Source organism: Neobacillus piezotolerans, from assembly GCF_003362805.1.
Lineage (GTDB): Bacteria > Bacillota > Bacilli > Bacillales > Cytobacillaceae > Bacillus_D > Bacillus_D piezotolerans.
The window spans coordinates 45,462-66,700 of sequence record NZ_QNQT01000014.1 but is presented as its reverse complement, the minus strand read 5'-3'; the positions used below and the strand labels follow the sequence as shown (position 1 = coordinate 66,700).

Sequence of the window (21,239 nt, the reverse complement as noted above, 5' to 3'; positions counted from 1 at the left end):
ACACAAAAAAGCCCTCATCCCTGGACAGGGACGAGAGCTTTGCCTCGCGGTACCACCCTGATTATGAGCGAAACATTCGCCCATCTCTCAATGCTGCCTTAACGCGGCATAACGGCAGTGGTTAGCTGCACTCAGGATTAGCCTTCTGCCATCTTTCACCCCGGGCTCCTTCCAGCCATGGAAGCCCTCTCTGTCCGCGGAATGCGGTTGGATTCCGGATGACATACTCGATCCATCAACATTTTTTCCGATGGTAAATCATCTATAGGATGCATTATAGCGATGCGAAACAAGTTTGTCAATTCAGTTAAAATGAGTTTTTAGTGTCAGCGGTGGCCGCCTGCGAAAACGGCAATTGCATGCAGGGCGGCAACTTTCAAAATGGCCAGGACAGGCACCGCAAAAATCAGCCCGGCTATCCCCCCTATTTCACCGCCGGCAAGCAGGGCCAGAATAATTAGCAATGGATGCATATGAAGGCTTTTCCCAACGATGTAGGGCGACAATATATTGCCTTCGAAAAATTGCAGGGTAAACACGATCGCCAGGGTAATGAAAATCAATTTGGCGGAGGAGGAAGCCGCAATCACGACAGCCGGAATCGCCCCGATGATCGGACCGAAATAAGGAATGACGTTTGTAAGGGCGACCACAAGCCCGAGCAAAAGCGGAAAACGAAGCCCGAACAACCAGAACAGGAGTGAGGAGATCAGGCCCATGATCGTGCAGACCAAAAGCTGGCCCCGGATATAGCCTCCTAGCGATTCATCGACATCATGGAGAAACCGGATTCCCTGCCTGCGCCATTTTTTCGGAGTCATATACCACGAAGCCCGTTTCAGCAAGGAATAATCCTTTAGCATATAAAAAGCCATAAACGGGATGACCATGATTGTCAGGATAGAATCGGCAAAACCAGCGAGCCCACCGAGGACGATATCAAAAAGGCTGTTAACTCTTTCTTCGGCACCTGTAATCCCCCGGTCGACCCTCTCCTGCATGCCTTCTGGCCATTTTTTCGTTTTTTCCTCAAGGCTGGCAATCATTCCTCTATAGTGGTCGGCAAAATCCGGGGCACTTGCGGAAAGTTCCTGTATTTGTGACATTAAAGCCGGTATCCCCTTGTAAAGGGCGAGCCCAAGTCCCCCGAAAAAAACAATATAAATAAGCAAAACGGCGATACCCCTGTGGACGCCCCGGGCATGCAGCTTCTCCACCACCGGATGGAGCAAATATGTAATAAATCCCGCCGTCAGAAAGGGAACCAGCAAATGACCCAATACCCGCGCTGCTGGAATCCAGAAGGGTTTAAGCTTCATCAATACGAAAAGCGTCGACAGCAGCAGGAGGAAAAAAGCAATCCGGTAAACCCATTTCATTTGGATGTTCATCATTGCGCGCCTCCTTCCCCGCTAGTTTTTGAAGGAAGTGGCGCGTTTATGCCTTGTTAATTTTGGGATATTTTTCGCGTGGGGGGAGCAGGGGAATTGGTGTTTAATCACATGGCATTTATGTCACTTATGTGACACATTTTACGAATCTGGCTTTGCCGCTCAATTGGGTCAACGGGGTTTGAGTGACTTACTTTTTGATTTTTTCCCCGACAATGTCACTCAACAGGATTTGAGTGACTTCCTTTTTGATTTTTACGCTGACAATGTCACTCAACGGGGTTTGAGTGACTTCCTTTTTGATTTTTTCCCCGACAATGTCACTCAACAGGATTTGAGTGACTTCCTTTTTGATTTTTACGCTGACAATGTCACTCAACGGGGTTTAAGTGACTTCCTTTTTGTTTTTTGCCCTGACAATGTCACTCAACGGGGTTTGAGTGACTTCCTTTTTGATTTTTACGCTGACAATGTCACTCAACGGGGTTTGAGTGACTTCCTTTTTGATTTTTACGCTGACAATGTCACTCAACGGGGTTTGAGTGACTTCCTTTTAGGATTTTGCCTGAGCGATGTCACTCAAACAAAATTTGAGCGACTCCTTTTCAAGAATTTGCCCAATCTCCGCCACTTTTTCACCATCCCAATTTACGCACCTTCCAGAAAACCAAAAAAGCCGGGATTCGGGCCCCGGCTTTCAGCTAGAATAGCGGCGTTCATTTTCATCGAAAAGATCATCAAGCGAACTCAAGGTTCCATCCTCTTCGACCTGGTGGGTATGGATGAGCCCTTTTGCAAGCGACAGCTCAATAAAGCAGTTCCAGCAATAATACTGATTGATGCCGATTTTGCCAATATCCTTGCTTTGGCAGTTTGGACAACTGAACATAGGAAAGGCACCTCACGTAGTGTCGGGATTTACGATGATGGCATCTTTTCCTATTGCCGGCGGGCCGCCTGGTTTAATGACTTTTTTGCCGTCCTGCAGGTCCGAAAAGAATCCATCCGATAGTTCGTACCCTACGATTGTGCCCACTTCTTCCAAAAAATATACGTCATTCAAGAGCCCCAGTGAATCGCCTTCCTCCGACAGGACCATTTTTCCGGCAAGCGGGCTATGATGGGAAAGTGTAAAACCTTCTTTATCTTTTCCATTCCGCTCAAGGCAGCCGGAAGTCGGGATAATGATTCCGTCCGGCCCAATCGATATGATTGAACCGATTGCCAGAAACTGTGCCTGCTTTAGGAAGGTTCCTTTTTTTACAAGGACCCCAAGCACCTTATCCCCCTCGATAACCAAATCCAAAACAGCACCGAGATGTTCCCCGCTCTTTTCTGAAATGACGGGAAGGCCTTTCATTAATCCAAATGTCCTCAAGATTTTCTCCCGCCTTCCGGAAGATGTTACCCAAGACGGGCCGCAATCCCTAAAAATCCGGGACCTTGGTTCATAGTTTCCGGCAAATCACATGAAATCATAAGGGGTAACGTTTTCCATACCGATGAGAGGATCAGCGTCCATGAGCGTTTCTTCAAGCGACGCCTTGCCATAAGGAATGCGTTCTTCCAAAACCTCATTTTCAGCGGCCGGATCGGAACTATCAAGAGCCAACTCATTCCCTCTGGTATCCTCTGCTTCGATAACAATCGCATCAATTAGGTTTTCAGCAAGCGTTGTCTGCCTCGTCTGTTCGTCGTTCCGTTCCACTCCTAGCCGAAATGCATCTTCCTCGCCGCAAAGGATAAGGAACTGCCTGCTGCGGGTAATCGCTGTGTAAATTAGATTCCTGCGCAGCATCCGGTAATAACTGCGGGTAACCGGCAATATGACAATCGGAAATTCGCTTCCCTGAGCTTTATGGACGGAACAGCAATACGCATGGGTGATTTGGTTTAAATCCTGACGGGTATACGTCACTTCGATTCCATCAAACGAAATGATGGCCATATCCTGTTTTTCCGTATTTTCCTTTGCATAAAAAATCGAAACAATTTCCCCGATATCGCCATTGAATACATTGCTTTCCGGCTGGTTGACCAGCTGCAGCACCTTGTCGCCGATTCTGTATTTCACATCGCCAAACGCAAGCTCTTTCCTTTTGCCGTCTGGATTCGGATTGAATAATTCCTGCAGGAGGACATTCAGCCTGTCGATTCCGGCGGGTCCTTTATACATGGGAGCGAGCACCTGGATATCCCTTGCGTGGTAGCCTTTTTTTCGGGCGTTGGCGGCAACCTTCTCGACAACCTGGGCAATCTGGTTTCCATTGCATTTAATGAACGACCTGTCAGGCTGAGGGGCGGAAAGATCGGCAGGAAGGCTGCCGTTTTTGATTTCATGGGCCAGGCGGATGATGGACGAACCTTCCGCCTGCCTGTAAATATCCGTCAATCTTACCGTCGGAATCCGTTCCGAACGGAGCAAATCCTTCAGCACCTGCCCAGGTCCGACAGAAGGGAGCTGGTCCTCATCGCCGACAAGAATGACCTGGATTGATTCGGGGAGCGCCTTGAACAGCTGATGCGCTAGCCAGATATCGACCATCGAAGTTTCATCGACAATCAACAGCTTTCCTTCAAGCGCCGACTCTTCATCATGGCTGAATCCTTCACTGCCGTTGAATCCAAGGAGCCTGTGGATGGTGACTGCCGGCAGGCCCGTCGATTCGCTCATCCGTTTTGCAGCCCTTCCTGTCGGAGCAGCGAGAAGAATAGGAAAAGCTTCGTCTTTTTTCATATAATCCTTAGGGTCGAGCGAGCAGCCGTGAAGTTCCGCATATAGCTCAACAATCCCTTTGATGACAGTTGTTTTCCCGGTTCCCGGCCCGCCTGTCAGGATCATCATCGGCGACTGGATCGCTGTCTGGATGGCCTCCTTTTGGGAAGGGGCATACTCCACACCGAGCCGTTCCTCAAGATCGCCAAGCGCGAGCAGGAATTCCGATTCCGGAAACTGGGCGCTGTATTCTTTTTGTTCGAGAATCTTTTTTATATTTGTAACAAGCCCTTTCTCCGAAAAATAGAGGGATGGCAAATAGACGCGCTGGCCTTCTCCCGCTACCTTGCCTTCCTCCTCAAGTTTGATGAGCTCGGTGGTGATAACCTCGTAATCAATAATATCCCGCTGATTTTCCTCAAGAAGCGTCTTTACTTTTTCCAGCAGGTCGCGCGCCTCAAGATAAACGTGCCCGGTCTGCATGCTTTCGGTTTCAAGCGTGTACAGGCACGCGGCCTTGATCCGGTCCGGATGGCTGCCTGAAATGCCGAGCTGGTATCCAAGCTCATCTGCCCGTCCGAAGCCGATGCCCTCGATATCCTCAACAAGCTGATAAGGATTCTTCTGGATGATGTCAATCGTCGCTTCTTTGTAAACCTGGTAGATTTTCATCGAAAGCTGTGGCCCGAATCCATATTGGTTCAGGGCGACCATGACCTGCTCCAGCCCCTGGTGTTCCATCAGCGTATCATAAAGCATTTTCGCTTTATCCGGTGCAAGCCTCGGGACGGAATCAAGAAGCGATGGCTCGTTCAAAATCCGGGAAATTGCATTTTCCCCCAGGACTTCAACAATGCTTTCCGCCGTTTTTCGGCCGATTCCCTTGAAAATCTCACTAGATAAATACGCAATTACCCCCTGCTTGGACTGCGGGATATCCTTCCGGAAATGGGTTGCCTGGAATTGAAGGCCAAATTTAGGATGATCCTTGAATTCGCCAAAGAAAAGGTAGGTTTCCTGGTCATGGAGCTTCGGAAAGTAGCCGGTGACCACCGCTTCCCTGTCTTCATACGTGTCATTCGTATCATCAACCCTGATTCTTGCGACTGTATACAGGTTCGTTTCATTGTGGAAAATCGTTACGATTGGCCTTCCTTTAACAAACTTCCCCTGCTCCGAAAACAGGTCAAGAGAATCCTGCTGGTCCATAACCCATCCCTCCTTTCCAAAAAATCGTCCAAACGGCATCAGTATTCATGTTAATTGTCTTTTTTCAGTGCATCCTCTATGAAATTTTTGACACTGAGGGCCATCTCATGGCCGGAATCAATTTTTAAAGCCTTATCCAGCATGTCAAGCGCCTTGCCCGTCTCTTCCTTGAAAGCGAACGCGACCCCCAGATTGTAATAGCCGTCGGCATGGTCTGGCGCAAGGCTGATGCACTCCTCAAACTGCAGGATAGCCAGGTCGATCATGCCTTCTTCCGCGAGGCAAAGGCCGTATTGGAAGCGCGCATCCACATCATCCGGCTCAAGCTCCGTGCTCCGCTGCAAGTATGGAAGTGCGAGCCGCTTATTTCCCAGCTCGGCGATCGACATACCGAGCATAAAGTAATTGTCAGCCGTGTCGAGCCCTTTTTTCATAGCGGCCTCAAACATCGCTTTTGCGTGATTGAATTGCTTATTGTTGTAGTGAATTGTCCCCATACTGTAGTAGGCCGCCGCGGCGTTTTCATCCAGTTCAAGCGCGTGTTGGAAAAATTTCAACGCCCGCACTTCATCGCCCGTCACAGCAAGAAGATTGCCAAAATTAATGTATGCGACCGGATCCCCCGGATTTTCCTCAATTGCTTCATTAAAGGCCATGGCTGCTTCTTCCCAGTTTCCGGCCTGCATCAATTCTATTCCTTTGAGGTTCTTATCCATTTTTTTATCACTCTCCGTCACGTGAAAGTATACCACAATCCGCCACTGATTTTCTCCGTATTTTGCGATTCGTTGAGGGGTAAATTAGCCAAGTTCGCCCTATCCACACTTGACCACAAAAAACACCCGGCTCCCCTATAAGGGAATCGGGTGTAATGGCTTTTGCATCCGTCGTGATGCTATTCTACATACTCAAGCTTTTGTCCATTCCGGTAAACATCGTCAATTGTCCCGCCGCCGAGGCATTCATCCCCGTTGTAAAAGACAACTGCCTGTCCTGGGGTGACGGCACGGATTGGCTCATGGAACAATACCTGAACCCTGTTGCCTTCCAGCAGGCGTACTGTAACCTTGTTATCCTCTTGGCGGTAGCGGAATTTCGCGGTGCATTCGAATTCACCGGTATTCTGCTCATCGGAAACCCAGCTGACATTGTCGGCGAAAATGGAATCGGAATAAAGCAGTTCATTGTGGAACCCTTGTCCGACGTATAGTACATTCCGCTTTAAATCCTTTCCAATTACAAACCACGGGTCACCCTGTCCGCCGATGCCGAGACCGTGGCGCTGGCCGATCGTGTAATACATCAGCCCGTCATGCCTTCCTTTCACTTGGCCGTCCATCGTTTCCATGTTGCCAGGCTGGGCAGGAAGGTATTGGCCAAGGAACTCCTTGAAATTCCGTTCGCCAATAAAACAGATGCCCGTGCTGTCCTTTTTCGTCGCGGTGGCAAGGCCAGCCTCCGCTGCAAGCTTCCGGACATCGGACTTTTCAAGGCTGCCAATCGGGAACATAACTTTGCTCAGCTGCGCCTGTGTCAGCTGGTTCAGGAAATAGGTCTGGTCCTTGTTTTCATCAAGACCGCGAAGCATTTTGTATTCGCCGTCCCTGAATTCCACCTGAGCATAATGCCCGGTCGCAAGATAATCCGCGCCAAGCTGCAACGCATGCTCAAGGAACGCCTTGAACTTGATTTCCTTGTTGCACATTACATCGGGGTTCGGCGTCCTGCCAGCCTTGTATTCGTCAAGGAAGTAGGTGAACACTTTGTCCCAATATTGTTTTTCAAAATTGACGGCATAATAGGGTATGCCGATTTGGTTGCAGACCCGGATGACATCTTCGTAATCCTCGGTCGCTGTGCAGACGCCGTTTTCGTCGGTGTCATCCCAGTTTTTCATGAAAATGCCAATGACGTCGTAGCCTTTTTCTTTTAAAAGAAGCGCCGCCACGGATGAATCCACTCCACCAGACATGCCGACGACAACACGTGTATTTTTAGGGTCTTTCTTTTCCATCCTGATTCACCACACTTTATAGAAAGGCCGGGTTAAAGCCCGGCCTGATCGTATTTTTAAAAATTCCCTCGAAAACAAACGAATAGATGCCCGCTTAGCGGCGGAGCCTGTTGACAATCCTCGCGGTTTCCCTGGCGGCCTTCTCGATCGCCTCTTCGGTCGTGCCTAGCCCGAAGCTGAACCGGATGGAATTCACAATCCGGTCCGATTCTTTGCCGAACATGGCAACGAGCACGTGCGACGGTTCAATCGAGCCCGCGGTGCAGGCCGAACCGCTCGAAGCGGCTATCCCGGCAAGGTCCAAGTTGACGAGCATCGCTTCAACATTTGTCCCTGGAAAACTCAAGTTTACTATATGCGGAAGCGAATCGGCAAGCGAGCCGTTCAATTGGAATGTTACAGATTCTTCCTCCAGAATCTTAATGAACATTTTTTTCAGGCGTAAACATTCTTCCGCCTTTTTCGGCAAGTTCTCGCGCATAACCGTTACCGCTTCCTTGAAACCCTCGATGGATACGAGGTTTTCTGTTCCGGCGCGGCGCTTGCGTTCCTGTTCGCCTCCGAACGTCCGTGGGGAAAGCTTTACACCTTCTTTTGCAAAAAGGAACCCGATCCCTTTTGGCCCGTTCACCTTATGCGCGGACACAGACAGCATGTCCACTCCGATTTTATTGACATCGAGCTCCAGCATGCCGTAGGCCTGGACGGCGTCGGTATGGAACAGCGCCTGATGTCCTTCAAGCAGCCGCCCGATTTCTTCAATCGGCTGAATGGTCCCGACTTCATTGTTCGCATACATGATCGTCACAAGGATCGTATCGTCACGTAATGCCTTTTCAACATCGGAAACGGAAATCCGGCCCGCCTCATCAACAGGCAAATACGTCACTTCAAAGCCAAGCTTTTCAAGCTTCTCGCATGTGTGCAGGACAGCATGGTGCTCAGTTAATGATGTAATGATATGCTTGCCTTTATTGCTTGAAGCCTCCGCTGCTCCCAAAATGGCCAAATTGTCCGCTTCGGTTCCTCCGCTGGTAAAAATAATATCGTTCGCTTTGGCTCCGATGCTGGACGCGATTGCCTGCCTCGCTTCATCAAGCTGACGCCTCGCTTCCCTGCCGAAGGAGTGGATGCTCGATGGGTTTCCAAACAGCGTTCCCATCGCCTCCGCCATCCTTTCAATTACCTTCGGGTGCATTGGGGAAGTGGCGGCATGGTCCAAATAAATCCGTTCCATGTTATCACCTTTCATCGTTTAAATCTATTTACTATTGTTCCATTATATATAAAACATATAAGAATCCTGGCCGCCATCTTCTGTATGGTTGGCCAAATCCTCAAGCGTCGTGCTGTCAAGGACGTCCTTGATCGCATCCCTGATCCTAATCCAAAGCTCCCTTTTCGCCGGCTCCTCATCTTCTATTCCTTCAACCGGCGTTATCGGCCCCTCCAGGACCCGGATAATATCCCCGGACGTAATTTCTCCCGGCTCCCTGCCTAGCAAGTAACCACCATAAGCGCCTCTTATGCTTTTGACCAGGCCGGCATTCCTTAATGGGGCAATCAATTGTTCAAGGTAATGCTCTGACAGGTCATTTGCCTGAGCGATCGCCTTAAGGGAAACAGGCCCTTCACCATGGTTTTTCGCAAGCTCGATCATGATTGTAAGTCCGTAACGCCCTTTCGTTGAAATCCTCATATTCCCGAACTCCTATCCATCGGCAAAGTCTCTTTTGGTTTCGCTGTGCCTTTTATTTTTTCCAAAATCACGTCAGTCAAGGTGAAACATTGCGGGAGGGCAATCCCGGCAAGCGGTCCGATCGCTATGCAAAAAGCGATTGTCCCCCAGCTTACCGGGCCGCCAAGCTCCCAGCCAATCAGGAGCACGGCCAATTCGATCGCGCCCCTGACATTCCGCACCTTCCAGCCAGTCTTTCCAACAATCGCGGCCATTAGGCTGTCCCGTGGACCAGTTCCAAGGCTGGCAGAAATATATAGCCCCATCCCATACCCCATAAAAAGCAGGCCGATGGTGAACATGCCAATTTGGCCAATGATCCCCGCAGGCTCCCGGAGGAACGGAATCAGCATGAATATATCAATAAAAACCCCAACAAAGAGCATATTCAAAAAAGCCCCGACATGGGGAAATTCGCGTGAAATAATCGTGGCGGCCGCAAGTATCGCGAACCCGGCAATGATTGACCAGCTTCCGACCGTTAAGCCGAAATGATTGTAAAGGCCGACATGGAATACATCCCAGGGCGAAGCGCCGGAGCCGCTTTTGATAAGCAATACTACCCCAAGGGACATGACCAGAAGCCCGAATGTATAAACCGCGAACCGCGGTCCGATTTGCCCCTTCCTTTTCCTGAGCATCGAAGTACTCCTTTGCTGTTGAAAAATAATCTCACCGGGTAATCCATAGTAAGCTGATAGGCTTTTCAAATTATAGCACAATGGGAGGCATTATGCATTACCCTCAATCATTCAGCCTTGGTCGCCCTGCCGCCAGCATGATACACTATTAGATAGACATGCAAATTGGAGAGATGGACAATGATGCAGCAAAAACCGCTCGCTTATAGAATGCGCCCCAGGACATTGGAAGAAGTCTGCGGGCAGGAGCATCTCGTCGGCGAGGGAAAAATCATATCAAGAATGGTCAAGGCGAAACAGTTATCCTCGATGATTCTGTACGGCCCGCCAGGCATCGGGAAAACCTCGATTGCAAGTGCGATAGCCGGCAGCACCCGCTACGCATTTAGGACGCTGAACGCCGTTACAAATAATAAGAAAGACATGGAAATTGTCGCCGCCGAAGCGAAAATGTCGGGAAAAGTCATCCTCCTTCTAGACGAAGTGCACCGCCTTGACAAGGCGAAGCAGGACTTCCTCCTCCCGTATCTCGAAAACGGGATGATCACAATGATCGGTGCGACGACAAGCAACCCATACCATAGCATCAACCCGGCCATCCGAAGCAGATGCCAGATTTTTGAACTGAAGCCGCTCGAACCGGATGATATCAAAAAAGCGATTTTCAGGGCATTGGAAGACGAAGAGCGCGGCCTCGGTACCATGAAAATCGAGATGGACAGCGATGCGCTCGAGCATTTTGCAAAAGGGGCGGGCGGCGATGTCCGAAGCTCCCTGAATGCGGTTGAGCTTGCAGCCCTGTCGACCGAGCCGGACGAAAATGGAATTATCCATATCGACCTTGAGACTGCCGAAGAATGCCTCCAGAAGAAAAGCTTCGTCCACGATAAGGACGGCGACGCCCATTACGATGTGCTGTCCGGATTTCAAAAGTCCATCCGCGGCAGCGATGCGAACGCGGCACTTCATTATCTGGGAAGGCTGATTGAAGCCGGCGACCTTCCAAGCATCGCGCGGCGGCTCCTGGTGATTGCTTATGAAGATGTCGGACTCGCCAATCCGCAGGCTGGGGCCCGGACGCTTGCCGCCATCGAAACCGCAGAGCGCATCGGCTTTCCCGAAGCGCGGATCCCCCTTGCCAATGCAGTCATCGAGCTTTGCCTTTCTCCGAAATCGAACTCGGCCATCATGGCGATTGACTCGGCGCTCGCCGATATCAGAAAAGGCATTTCAGGGGAAGTTCCCGACCACCTCAAGGATGCCCATTACAAGGGAGCGAAAGAACTGGGGCGCGGCATCGATTACCTTTATCCGCATGATTATGAATCGGGCTGGGTCCCCCAGCAATATTTGCCTGACAGAATAAAAAACAAAAAATATTATGTCCCGAAAAAGAACAGCAAATTCGAACAGGCCTTCGCCTCTGTCTATGAAAAATTGATTGGGAAAAAATAAAATTGCCGAAAAATGTCCCAAAAAGGCAACTCGCCGCAAAAATTTTCCCAATTCCAAGATGCGGAAGCGCCTTGGGAAGCAAGGTTGTATTTTATCATTTTATTAGCAACATAAAATCCCCCGGTGCGGTTAGCGGCCGGGGGATTTTACTATTCGTATTTAATTACGGAAACCTGCCGGCAATCACTTCTCCCCGGCATCGGCGACACGTTCAATCTTAATATCCTTCAACAGCTCGCGGACCACATAGCTCGCCATGATAAGCCCCGCGACTGAAGGTACGAAAGCGTTGGAAGACGGTGGCATTTGCGCTTTCCGGATTTCCGCCTTGTCATTCCCAACCACTTTCCGGACATCTTCGCGGATGACAATCGGGCTCTCATCGGAAAACACGACTGGGATTCCCTTCCTGATGCCTTCCTTCCTCAGCTTTGTCCTAATGACCTTCGCTATCGGATCGGTATGGGTCTTGAAAATATCGGCAATCATGAAGCGCGTCGGATCCATTTTATTGGCCGCCCCCATGCTTGAAATGATCGGGATTCCCCGCTTCTGGCACTCTTTGATTAGATGGATTTTATACACAATTGTATCTGACGCATCGATGACGAAATCCGGCTGGTACGCGAAAACTTCTTCATACGTTTCCTCAGTATAAAACATTTTAAGCGAAATAACCTCGCAGTCCGGGTTGATGTCGGCAATCCGCTCCTTCATCAGGTCCGCTTTTGGTTTCCCGACGGTCGACAGTAGTGCGATAACCTGCCTGTTCACGTTCGTAATATCTACGACATCCTTGTCAATCAGAATCAGACGTCCGACTCCTGACCTTGCCAGCGCTTCAGCCGAAAACGACCCGACTCCCCCGATTCCAAGCACCATCACCGTGCTGTTTTTCAAAATATCCAAGCCTTCCCGGCCAATTGCAAGCTCATTCCGTGAAAATTGATGCAGCATGCTCCTCACTCCAATTTCAGTTTCACTGTTTCGTATGTATCTTTTACCCGTAAAAATATATAACATACCTCATTTAATAGCAAGCAAATGTTAAAGAAGTACGCACCCAAGTGACAGTCCATCCTCGATATTCAAAAATCCGGGCCGATATCGAAAATTTTTTTCTTTTATCGCCCACTTTTTGGAGAATATCGAAAATTTTTTTGGATTTATCCCCCACTTTTCAAGAGTTATCGAAAACTGTCAAATTTCCGCCACAATTACTGGCCGTATCGAGTGCAATTCCAAACCCCGCTTTTGTAAAAATGGGTCCATGCCAGCCGGACCGCACTTCATGGCGGACACCAAAAAGCCCCCGGCATTCCCGCCAGGGGGCTTGAAATGATAGCTTTAAACAAGGCAGAAGAGTCCCAAACTTGTGCCGTTGCCAATTTCCTTCGTTTTGGCCCGCATAAAGCAGGTGGGTGTCCTGTTCACTGCTATTGCAAGTCCCCGGGTATGGGGCATGTGCGCAGCCGTGAAACTCAGACTCCCGAAGAAAAAATGTTCGGTCAAAACATTTAGGCGATGCAACGTACACTTCAGGACTCTTCTTAATTGATTACATCATATCAAAAATCTGAATATTTTTCAAGAAACAAGCCATCGTCCATTTTCTTCCTCTGCCCCCTTTTTTCGGAAGCGGGCGGAAGAATTTTCCCAACTTTAGGCTACTCGCTTTTCTCCATTTTCAAAGCAAGGTGAAGCTCTTCAAGCTGGGCGGTGCTTACCTCTCCTGGTGCATTCGTCAATAGGTCGCTTGCCGAAGCGGTCTTCGGGAACGCAATCGTATCGCGAAGGTTGGTGCTTCCAGCAAGGAGCATGACAAGCCTGTCGAGTCCAAGCGCGATTCCGCCATGCGGAGGTGTTCCGTATTCGAACGCTTCAAGCAGGAATCCGAATTGTTCCTTTGCTTCTTCCTGCGTAAAGCCAAGCACCTCGAACATTTTTTCCTGGATGTCCCGTTCAAAAATTCGCAGCGATCCTCCGCCAAGCTCATAACCGTTCAACACTAGGTCGTACGCTTGGGCGCGGACTTTGGACGGTTCTTCGTCAAGCAGGGCAAGGTCTTCCCTGAATGGCATTGTGAACGGATGGTGCGCCGCATAATAACGGCCATCCTCTTCCGAATACTCAAGCAGCGGCCAGTCGGTAATCCAGAGGAAATTGAATTTGCCCTGGTCGATCAGGCCGAGGTCTTTCCCAAGTTTCAGCCTTAGCGCCCCTAGCGCATCCGCGACGACAGATTTTTTATCGGCGACGAACAAGAGAAGGTCTCCCATTTCAGCCTCCACTACCTTGCTGATTGCTTCAGCTTCTTCAGGGGAGAAGAATTTTGCAATCGGCCCCTTCAATCCGTCAGCTTCAACCTTCAGCCAGGCAAGGCCTTTCGCGCCATAAACAGCCGCGAATTCACCAAGCGCATCGATGTCTTTACGAGAATACTTGTCGGCAGCGCCTTTTACATTGATTGCCTTTACCTGTCCGCCATTTTCAACCGCGGCCGCGAATACCTTGAAGCCGCAGCCTGCAACAACTTCGGAAAGATCTTTCAGCTCCAGTTCAAAGCGTGTATCCGGCTTGTCGGAACCATAGCGGGTCATCGCTTCCTCGTAGCGCATGCGCGGGAATTCCGCGGGAACCTCGATTCCCTTTACTTCCTTCATTAGCTTGGACATCATTCTTTCCATCATCGCGATGATGTCGTCCTGGCTCATAAAGCTAGTTTCAATATCGATCTGTGTAAACTCCGGCTGCCGGTCCGCGCGAAGGTCCTCGTCGCGGAAGCAGCGGGCGATCTGGTAATATCGCTCGACGCCGCCAACCATCAATAGCTGCTTGAAAAGCTGAGGCGACTGCGGAAGCGCGTAGAACTCACCAGGATGGACACGGCTTGGGACTAAATAGTCGCGCGCTCCTTCTGGGGTGCTCTTCGTCAAAATCGGCGTTTCAATGTCAAGGAAACCCTCGCCATCGAGGAAGTCACGGATCGCCTTCGTCACATTGTGGCGCATTTTCAGCGTTTCAAAGATAACCGGGCGGCGGAAATCCAAATACCTGTATTTCAAGCGAACATCCTCGGAAGCATCTGTCCGGTCCGATATGACAAACGGAGGTGTTTTTGCTTCATTGATAATTGCGACACTTTCAGCCTGGATTTCGATTTTTCCGGTAGCAATATTTTCGTTGATTGTCCCTTCTTCCCTCGCGACAACCGTGCCGCGGATATCAAGGACGTACTCGTTGCGGATTTTTTCCGCTGTGGCAAGCGCCTCCTGGGATAAATCAGGGTTGAAAACAACCTGGACAATTCCTGTCCGGTCACGCAGGTCAATGAAGATCAGCCCGCCGAGGTCGCGCCTTTTCTGGACCCACCCTTTTAAAAATACCTTTTCGCCAATCGCGGATTCAGGAACTTCACCGCAAAAATAACTTCTGCCATACATACTGTTTCCTCCTTACCCCTGCTGTTCCCGGAATTTTTCAACAAAGGAAGCTAGTTCGACTTCCTCCTGGTCACCGGTTTCCATATTCTTAAGATTGATTACGCCTTTATCAAGTTCATCCTCGCCAAGGACTGCTACAAAACGGGCGTTCAGCCTGTCGGCGGCCTTGAACTGGGCCTTCAGCTTCCGGCCGAGGTAATCGCGCTCTGCGGAAACTCCCAGTTTGCGGAGTTCCTGCAGCAGGCCGACAGTATAATCCTTCGCCCTGTCCCCTAACGAGACAAGGTAGCAGTCGATTTTCTTTTCCACCGGCAGGCTGACTTTTTCTGCTTCAAGCGCCGCAATGAACCTTTCAATGCTCATCGCGAAACCGATTCCTGGAGTTTCCGGACCGCCAATTTCTTCGGCAAGCCCGTTATACCGGCCGCCGCCGCATAATGTTGTAATCGCGCCAAAACCCTCTGCGTCACTCATAATCTCAAATGCTGTATGATTGTAGTAATCAAGGCCTCTTACAAGCTTCGGGTCGACTTCGAACGAAATGCCGAGTTGGCCGAGGTATTCCTTAACCTTTTCAAAATAATCCCTTGAGCCTTCGTTAAGGTATTCAATAATTGAAGGCGCCGTTTTCATAAGTTCATGGTCGCGATCCTTTTTGCAATCAAGGATTCGCAGCGGATTTTTCTCAAGCCTGTTCTGGCAGTCTCCGCAAAATTCGCCAATCCGCGGCTTAAAATGGCTGACGAGCGCATCCCTGTGCGCTTTCCTGCTTTCGGGATCGCCAAGGCTGTTCAGGACCAGTTTCAGTTTTTTCAGGCCAAGTTCGCCGTATAGGTTCATAGCCAATGAAATCACTTCCGCATCGATTGCCGGGTCATTGCTTCCGAGCGCCTCGACGCCAAACTGGACGAATTGCCGGAAACGGCCTGCCTGTGGGCGTTCATAACGGAACATCGGCCCCATATAATATAGCTTTACCGGCTGGTCGGGATTGCCGAACATCTTCTTTTCCACAAATGCCCGGACAACAGCGGCTGTCCCTTCAGGCCTGAGCGTAATGCTGCGCCCGCCCCTGTCTTCGAATGTATACATTTCCTTCTGGACGATATCGGTTGAATCTCCAACCCCGCGGCTGAATAGCTCGGTATGCTCGAAAATCGGCGTCCTGATTTCCTGATATTGATACAGCCGGCAAAGCCTCTTTGCCGCGTCCTCAATCAACTGCCACGTTTCAACCTCGCCTGGTAAAATATCCTGTGTCCCCCTCGGGATATTGATCGACATGGGTATTCCTCCTTTTGTATGTGGTATGGGTTTTTAACCCCGCTCCATTCCTGTAAAAATATAAAAAACTCCCCTCCCCTGTTTATTTCTAAACAAGGGACGAGAGTTTTGGATTCCCGTGGTGCCACCCTAATTGAAGCCCAAAAAGCGGGGCTCCCTCTTTTACAGTTAACGCCTGCGACGTTCTCCCCTACTGTCAGTTCAGGGAGAAACCTACGGAGTGTTCATTCATTAAACCGTCATGCGGAATTGCTTTCAGCCTGGGGCAATTCCTCTCTGGCCATGATTTATGGCTTAATTACTATGCTCCATCATCGGTTCTCTTATTATGTACATTAGCCAAGGCTTTTTGGCCTGTGCTTTCTATTATAATAATGAGCCAAACGGCAGATGTCAATACTGTATTAGGAACGCTCCAGATGTTTCTTCAATTTCCGGACATCCCTGATTGTGAGGCCGAATTCACTGGCGAGTTCAAATGTGCCCGAATGCTGCTCCTTTTCAAGAAAATCATGAAAGTCGACGCCGAAAATCCCTTTGCTCCCAGTGTTCGCATGCATTCCTTTATCGCTATACCTCATCCGTTCCATCCTCCAGTACAGGTTTTATTTTACTAGTCTCCCCACTTTCGGAAAAATGTATCAGAATAAGGGGGTGTTTTTTCCCAACCGCTAATTTTTCCAAAAAAGGATAAACGGATGAAATTATCCAAACTTTCGGCTAAAATAGAATGATAGGATAGGAGGGTGCGAATGGAAAAACGGATTTATTTGCTGCTAGCATGCTGCATACTGCTAATCGGAACATTGTTCCCCTTAAAGGAAGCCTCTGCCGGCCAAACTGCCGCCGCAGCCGTGGACAACCTCAATATCCGAAGCGGGCCGGGCCTTAGCTATAAAGTGGTCGACACTGTAAAAAAAGGCGCCAGGTTTACAGTTTTGGGCCAATCGGATGAATGGGTTCAGCTTCAGCTGCCTTCAGGCGGGACTGGCTGGGCGGCTGAATGGCTATTGACGATGAAAAGCGATAACGTATCCGCTGCATCGTCCGTGGATAATTTAAGGATCAGAAAAGGACCGGGTACAGGTTATGGCATTGTCGGCTATCTTGTAAAAGGACAAGCCGCCGAAGTGCTCGAAAAATCCGGCGAATGGGCAAGGATTGCAAGCAAATCCGGGAATGGATGGGTTTCGGCGCAATTCCTTCAAGTGGCTGGAAAGGCAGAAAGCCCCGTTAAGGAACAAAATGGGGAAACCCAAAATAATCCACTACAGGTTAAAACCGTGAACGCCGACTTCCTGAATGTCCGTTCCGAACCGTCACTTTCAAGCGAACTTATTGGCAAATTGGCCAATGGCGCCAAAGTCGAAGTTATCTCAGAAGGCAACGGGTGGGCGCTTATCACTTTTTCAGGGAAAAAGGGCTGGGTCAGCTCCGAATTCCTTTCATCACAACCAGGAGACGCGCCTCCGGCCGAACAAAAGCCTTCAGGCGTCTTGGGAACCGTCACGGCGACAGCCTTAAGCGTCCGAAGCGAAGGCTCCCTGAGCGGCAAAATCATCTCCACTGTCAACAAAGGGAAAACTTTCATCATCCTGGAGGAAGTGAATAACTGGGCAAAAATCGAGTTTTCGCCAGGCAAGATTGGCTGGGTCGCAGGCTGGTACCTCGAAAAAGCCGCCGAAGGAAATACCCCCGCTCCCCAGGAAGTCAAGGAAAGCTGGGCAGCCATCCTTTATGATGGCACAAACATCCGCCAAAAGCCTTCACTGGATTCAAAAGTCGTCGCCAGGGCAAACAAAGGCTCCGAATTCAAAATTAAAAATATATCGGGCAGCTGGTATGAAATTGAATTAAAAGGCGGTCAGTCGGGTTATATCGCAGGCTGGATCGTCGAGGTATCAGGTACTGTTCCGCAAATAAACAAATCCGGCGGGGAAGCACACCTAAAAAACAAGGTAATCGTCATTGATCCAGGCCATGGAGGCATAGACAATGGCACCACAGGGGTCAGAGGAACATTTGAAAAGGGGCTTACGTTAAAAACCGCGGCGCTTGTATCCAACAAGCTTGCTGCAAAAGGCGCCAAGGTTATTATGACCAGGGACAGGGATACATATCTCTCGCTTCCATCGCGGGTTGGCACGGCCCATTACCATGGAGCCGACGCATTCATAAGCATCCACTATGATTCCAACTATGACCGGAGCGTGAGAGGAATGACTACATACTATTACCATTCCTATCAAAAAGGGCTCGCTGGCGCCCTTCAGGCATCCGCCTCAAGCTCCACCAAGTCCTATAGCCGTGGGGCAAGGTTTGGAGATTATCATGTTATCAGGGAAAACAAGCAGGCAGCCGCGCTCATTGAACTCGGCTACCTAAGCAACGCCGAAGAAGAAATGGCCGTCCTCTCAAATCAATTCCAGGAAGCCGCATCCACCGGCATCGTCGATGGGCTAGCAAGATATTTTAAAGAGAAGTAAGCGGCACACGCTTGTCGAACTACATTTCCTTTTAGGTTTAAGAAAAAATCCCCTTGCACAAAGGGGATTTTTAAAAGGACAAAAACACCCGCCAATCCAACATGGCGGGTTTTATTTATGCATGGCTATCAATGATCAGGGTGACCGGGCCGTCATTGATGAGGCTGACATCCATCATCGCCCCGAACCGGCCGGTTTCCACTTTGATCCCTTTCTCACGCAGGAGGGAATTGAACACCTCGTAAAGCGTGTTCGCATAGTCCGGCTTCGCGGCGGCCATGTAATTCGGCCGGCGCCCCTTCCGGCAGTCCCCGTAAAGCGTAAACTGGGAAACGGACAGGATATCCCCGCCCACGTCAAGAAGGGAAAGGTTCATCTTTCCGCTTTCATCCTCGTAAATCCTCAGGTTCGCAATCTTGTCGGCCAAAAACGCCGCGTCTTTCTCTGTGTCGTCATGGGTCACACCAAGAAGGACGACAAGCCCTTTGGCAATTTCGCCAACTGTCTCTCCGCCAACCGTTACGCTCGCTTCCCTGCTTCTTTGTACGACTGCTCTCATTGTGAAACTCCTTAGTTCATAATCCTGCGGACCGAATAAATATCCGGTATTTGTTTGATCCTGTCGACGACCTTCTGCAAATGGGCCACATTATGGATCGCAATTGTCATTAGTATCGTCGCCATTTTATTCCGGTCGGACCTTCCCGATACTGCTGTAATGTCTGTCTTCGTCTCATTTACAGCCTGAAGAACTTCATTCAGAAGCCCGCGGCGGTCATACCCGGAGATTTCAATTTCGACATTGTATTCTTTCCGATCGTTGAATGAAGACTCCCATTCTACCGGAATCAGCCTTGACTGGTCTTCAGCCGTATCGATATTCGGGCAATCTGCCCTATGGACAGAAACTCCGCGTCCTTTGGTGATAAACCCGATAATTTCATCACCCGGTACAGGATTGCAGCATTTCGACAACCTGATAAGCAAGTTGTCGATTCCGGCAACTCTTACCCCGGAATCACGCTTTTTGACAACCTGAGGCGGGGTCTTCAAATCGGTCAGCGCGGTTGCAATCGTCGCTTCCTGCTCCTGGTCGCGCTTTTTCCGCCATTTTTCCGTCAGCCTGTTCGCGACCTGAAGGGCGGTTACGCCGTTGTAACCGACGGCAGCGAACATATCCTCTTCATTCATGAAGTTGAATTTTTCGGCAACCTTCTTGATATTTTCCGTTGTCAGAATTTCTTTCAAATCGAAATTCATCGAGCGTATTTCTTTTTCGACCAATTCCCGCCCTTTGTCGATATTTTCATCACGCCGCTGCTTTTTGAAAAATTGGCGGATTTTATTTTTCGCCTGGGAAGTCTGGGCTAGCTTGAGCCAGTCCTGGCTAGGGCCGTAGGAATGTTTGGATGTTAAAATTTCAATTATATCCCCGGTCTTCAGCTTGTAATCAAGTGTGACCATTTTCCCGTTAACCTTCGCGCCAATCGTTTTGTTCCCGATTTCGGAGTGAATCCGGTAGGCAAAATCGATCGGCACCGATCCGGCTGGAAGTTCAATTACATCCCCTTTTGGAGTAAAAATGAATACCATATCGGAAAATAGGTCGATTTTAAGCGACTCCATAAACTCTTCGGCATTGGCCGTATCATTTTGGAACTCAAGGATGTTCCTGAACCATGTCAGCTTTTGGTCAAAGGATGAACTTTCATTGATGTTCTTTCCTTCCTTGTATGCCCAGTGGGCGGCAATCCCGAACTCGGCAATCCGGTGCATCTCTGTCGTCCTGATCTGGACTTCAAGAGGGTCGCCTTTCGGGCCAATGACTGTAGTGTGAAGGGACTGGTACATATTCGGCTTCGGCATAGCGATATAGTCTTTGAACCTGCCGGGCATTGGCTTCCAGCACGTATGGATGATCCCAAGCACCGCATAGCAGTCCTTAATGCTATTGACGACAATCCGTACAGCGAGCAAATCATAAATTTCACTGAACTGCTTGTTCTGCAGGACCATCTTGCGATAAATGCTGTAAATATGCTTCGGGCGCCCCGAAATTTCCGCCTTGATGGAAACTTCCCTGACCCGCTCCTTTACTTCCTCGATGACCTCATCAAGATACTGCTCCCGCTCGGCGCGCTTTTTCTTCATCAGGTTGACAATCCGGTAATATTGCTGCGGATTCAGGTACCTGAGCGCGGTGTCTTCAAGCTCCCACTTGATTTTCGAAATACCGAGCCTGTGGGCGAGCGGAGCGAAGATTTCCAATGTTTCATTGGCTATCCGCTGCTGCTTTTCAAAAGGAAGATGCTTCAGCGTCCTCATGTTGTGGAGGCGGTCCGCCAGCTTTATTAAAATGACCCTGATATCCTGGGCCATCGCAACAAACATTTTCCGATGGTTCTCCGCCTGCTGTTCCTCATGCGATTTATATTTAATTTTTCCCAGCTTCGTCACGCCATCAACAAGCATAGCCACTTCATCGTTAAACTCAGTTTCGATGTCCTTAAGCGATACGGCCGTATCTTCCACGACATCATGCAGGAAACCTGCGGCAACCGTCGCGGGATCCATCTCAAGATCGGCAAGAATGCCCGCCACCTGAATCGGATGGATTATGTACGGTTCCCCGGATTTCCGGAACTGGTCACGATGGGCCCAAGCGGCATATTCATACGCTTTGCTTACAAGCGCGACATGCTCCTCGTTCAAATAGGCCTTCGTCTTGTCGATGACTTGCTCGGCGGTTAGCACCTGATCGTTCGCCATGAAATCACCTTTGTTTCGTAATGAAAAAGATTTTCTTTTGCAAAAATCGCTCTCATGCCTTGAGGCGGCCTTTGCATCAGTTCTATGAAAAAA

At 49.6% G+C, this 21,239-nt stretch carries 19 protein-coding genes, 1 other RNA gene and 1 other annotated feature; of the genes, 2 read left to right on the top strand and 18 right to left on the bottom strand.

The window, feature by feature from the left end; translation table 11 throughout:
* Window positions 1-326 precede the first annotated feature (326 nt).
* The 11 genes from DRW41_RS20180 to DRW41_RS20135 form a co-directional block, all read right to left on the bottom strand.
* Window positions 327-1,391 carry an AI-2E family transporter gene (locus tag DRW41_RS20180; protein ID WP_115453858.1) on the bottom strand — a complete coding sequence of 355 codons (1,065 nt, stop codon included), beginning with the start codon at window positions 1,389-1,391 and terminating at the stop codon, window positions 327-329.
* 190 nt (window positions 1,392-1,581) lie between these two features.
* On the bottom strand, window positions 1,582-1,770 hold the full coding sequence (locus DRW41_RS20175; RefSeq protein WP_115453837.1) for a hypothetical protein: 189 nt from the start codon (window positions 1,768-1,770) through the stop codon (window positions 1,582-1,584).
* A gap of 6 nt (window positions 1,771-1,776) precedes the next feature.
* Window positions 1,777-1,923 carry a hypothetical protein gene (locus tag DRW41_RS23165; protein WP_181884655.1) on the bottom strand — a complete coding sequence of 49 codons (147 nt, stop codon included), beginning with the start codon at window positions 1,921-1,923 and terminating at the stop codon, window positions 1,777-1,779.
* 165 nt (window positions 1,924-2,088) lie between these two features.
* On the bottom strand, window positions 2,089-2,280 hold the full coding sequence (locus DRW41_RS20170) for a YrzR-like zinc ribbon domain (protein WP_115453836.1): 192 nt from the start codon (window positions 2,278-2,280) through the stop codon (window positions 2,089-2,091).
* Window positions 2,281-2,292: 12 nt separating this feature from the next.
* Entirely contained in the window at window positions 2,293-2,769 is a 477-nt protein-coding gene (locus DRW41_RS20165; RefSeq protein WP_115453835.1) for a PRC-barrel domain-containing protein, read from the bottom strand.
* A gap of 87 nt (window positions 2,770-2,856) precedes the next feature.
* Complete coding sequence (gene recD2, locus DRW41_RS20160; protein WP_115453834.1) at window positions 2,857-5,316, bottom strand: SF1B family DNA helicase RecD2; 2,460 nt, start codon at window positions 5,314-5,316, stop codon at window positions 2,857-2,859.
* A 50-nt stretch (window positions 5,317-5,366) separates the two neighbouring features.
* Entirely contained in the window at window positions 5,367-6,032 is a 666-nt protein-coding gene (locus tag DRW41_RS20155; protein ID WP_115453833.1) for a tetratricopeptide repeat protein, read from the bottom strand.
* A 179-nt stretch (window positions 6,033-6,211) separates the two neighbouring features.
* Window positions 6,212-7,330, bottom strand: a complete 1,119-nt coding sequence (gene mnmA, locus DRW41_RS20150) for a tRNA 2-thiouridine(34) synthase MnmA (protein ID WP_115453832.1) — start codon at window positions 7,328-7,330, stop codon at window positions 6,212-6,214.
* A 94-nt stretch (window positions 7,331-7,424) separates the two neighbouring features.
* Entirely contained in the window at window positions 7,425-8,567 is a 1,143-nt protein-coding gene (locus tag DRW41_RS20145) for a cysteine desulfurase family protein (RefSeq protein WP_115453831.1), read from the bottom strand.
* Between the two features lie 42 nt (window positions 8,568-8,609).
* On the bottom strand, window positions 8,610-9,029 hold the full coding sequence (gene cymR, locus DRW41_RS20140; protein ID WP_115453830.1) for a cysteine metabolism transcriptional regulator CymR: 420 nt from the start codon (window positions 9,027-9,029) through the stop codon (window positions 8,610-8,612).
* A complete protein-coding gene (locus DRW41_RS20135; protein WP_115453829.1) occupies window positions 9,026-9,709 on the bottom strand; it encodes a YczE/YyaS/YitT family protein in 684 nt (227 codons plus the stop codon). Before DRW41_RS20135 ends, cymR begins: the two co-directional genes overlap by 4 nt.
* 183 nt (window positions 9,710-9,892) lie before the next feature.
* On the opposite strand from DRW41_RS20135, the gene DRW41_RS20130 reads away from it, so the two are divergent.
* Window positions 9,893-11,164: a replication-associated recombination protein A gene (locus DRW41_RS20130; protein ID WP_115453857.1), complete on the top strand. Its 1,272-nt coding sequence runs from the start codon at window positions 9,893-9,895 to the stop codon at window positions 11,162-11,164.
* A gap of 183 nt (window positions 11,165-11,347) precedes the next feature.
* Here the strand turns inward: DRW41_RS20130 and DRW41_RS20125 are convergent, their stop codons facing one another.
* The 5 genes from DRW41_RS20125 to DRW41_RS23160 form a co-directional block, all read right to left on the bottom strand.
* Complete coding sequence (locus DRW41_RS20125) at window positions 11,348-12,121, bottom strand: tRNA threonylcarbamoyladenosine dehydratase (protein ID WP_115453828.1); 774 nt, start codon at window positions 12,119-12,121, stop codon at window positions 11,348-11,350.
* A 403-nt stretch (window positions 12,122-12,524) separates the two neighbouring features.
* Window positions 12,525-12,712, bottom strand: a non-coding RNA gene (ssrS, locus tag DRW41_RS20120) — 6S RNA.
* 119 nt (window positions 12,713-12,831) lie between these two features.
* Complete coding sequence (aspS, locus tag DRW41_RS20115) at window positions 12,832-14,607, bottom strand: aspartate--tRNA ligase (protein ID WP_115453827.1); 1,776 nt, start codon at window positions 14,605-14,607, stop codon at window positions 12,832-12,834.
* A 12-nt stretch (window positions 14,608-14,619) separates the two neighbouring features.
* Window positions 14,620-15,891, bottom strand: coding sequence for a histidine--tRNA ligase (gene hisS, locus DRW41_RS20110; protein ID WP_115453826.1), 1,272 nt, complete (start codon window positions 15,889-15,891; stop codon window positions 14,620-14,622).
* Window positions 15,892-15,983: 92 nt separating this feature from the next.
* Window positions 15,984-16,215: a binding site (T-box leader), on the bottom strand.
* A gap of 80 nt (window positions 16,216-16,295) precedes the next feature.
* A complete protein-coding gene (locus tag DRW41_RS23160) occupies window positions 16,296-16,472 on the bottom strand; it encodes a hypothetical protein (RefSeq protein ID WP_181884654.1) in 177 nt (58 codons plus the stop codon).
* A 171-nt stretch (window positions 16,473-16,643) separates the two neighbouring features.
* On the opposite strand from DRW41_RS23160, the gene DRW41_RS20105 reads away from it, so the two are divergent.
* Window positions 16,644-18,377: an N-acetylmuramoyl-L-alanine amidase family protein gene (locus DRW41_RS20105; RefSeq protein ID WP_115453825.1), complete on the top strand. Its 1,734-nt coding sequence runs from the start codon at window positions 16,644-16,646 to the stop codon at window positions 18,375-18,377.
* Between the two features lie 115 nt (window positions 18,378-18,492).
* On the opposite strand, the gene dtd is transcribed toward DRW41_RS20105, so the two are convergent.
* On the bottom strand, window positions 18,493-18,936 hold the full coding sequence (gene dtd / locus DRW41_RS20100) for a D-aminoacyl-tRNA deacylase (protein ID WP_115453824.1): 444 nt from the start codon (window positions 18,934-18,936) through the stop codon (window positions 18,493-18,495).
* Window positions 18,937-18,947: 11 nt separating this feature from the next.
* Complete coding sequence (locus tag DRW41_RS20095) at window positions 18,948-21,146, bottom strand: RelA/SpoT family protein (protein ID WP_115453823.1); 2,199 nt, start codon at window positions 21,144-21,146, stop codon at window positions 18,948-18,950.
* Window positions 21,147-21,239 lie beyond the last annotated feature (93 nt).

Bases quoted from the DNA above. Each gene is read 5' to 3' on its own strand.
- DRW41_RS20180 (WP_115453858.1), bottom strand. From the start codon at position 1,391: ATGAACATCCAAATGAAATGGGTTTACCGGATTGCTTTTTTCCTCCTG.
- DRW41_RS20170 (WP_115453836.1), bottom strand. From the start codon at position 2,280: ATGTTCAGTTGTCCAAACTGCCAAAGCAAGGATATTGGCAAAATCGGC.
- recD2 (WP_115453834.1), bottom strand. From the start codon at position 5,316: ATGGACCAGCAGGATTCTCTTGACCTGTTTTCGGAGCAGGGGAAGTTT.
- DRW41_RS20155 (WP_115453833.1), bottom strand. From the start codon at position 6,032: ATGGATAAGAACCTCAAAGGAATAGAATTGATGCAGGCCGGAAACTGG.
- mnmA (WP_115453832.1), bottom strand. From the start codon at position 7,330: ATGGAAAAGAAAGACCCTAAAAATACACGTGTTGTCGTCGGCATGTCT.
- DRW41_RS20145 (WP_115453831.1), bottom strand. From the start codon at position 8,567: ATGGAACGGATTTATTTGGACCATGCCGCCACTTCCCCAATGCACCCG.
- cymR (WP_115453830.1), bottom strand. From the start codon at position 9,029: ATGAGGATTTCAACGAAAGGGCGTTACGGACTTACAATCATGATCGAG.
- DRW41_RS20135 (WP_115453829.1), bottom strand. From the start codon at position 9,709: ATGCTCAGGAAAAGGAAGGGGCAAATCGGACCGCGGTTCGCGGTTTAT.
- DRW41_RS20130 (WP_115453857.1), top strand. From the start codon at position 9,893: ATGCAGCAAAAACCGCTCGCTTATAGAATGCGCCCCAGGACATTGGAA.
- DRW41_RS20125 (WP_115453828.1), bottom strand. From the start codon at position 12,121: ATGCTGCATCAATTTTCACGGAATGAGCTTGCAATTGGCCGGGAAGGC.
- aspS (WP_115453827.1), bottom strand. From the start codon at position 14,607: ATGTATGGCAGAAGTTATTTTTGCGGTGAAGTTCCTGAATCCGCGATT.
- hisS (WP_115453826.1), bottom strand. From the start codon at position 15,891: ATGTCGATCAATATCCCGAGGGGGACACAGGATATTTTACCAGGCGAG.
- DRW41_RS23160 (WP_181884654.1), bottom strand. From the start codon at position 16,472: ATGAGGTATAGCGATAAAGGAATGCATGCGAACACTGGGAGCAAAGGG.
- DRW41_RS20105 (WP_115453825.1), top strand. From the start codon at position 16,644: ATGGAAAAACGGATTTATTTGCTGCTAGCATGCTGCATACTGCTAATC.
- dtd (WP_115453824.1), bottom strand. From the start codon at position 18,936: ATGAGAGCAGTCGTACAAAGAAGCAGGGAAGCGAGCGTAACGGTTGGC.
- DRW41_RS20095 (WP_115453823.1), bottom strand. From the start codon at position 21,146: ATGGCGAACGATCAGGTGCTAACCGCCGAGCAAGTCATCGACAAGACG.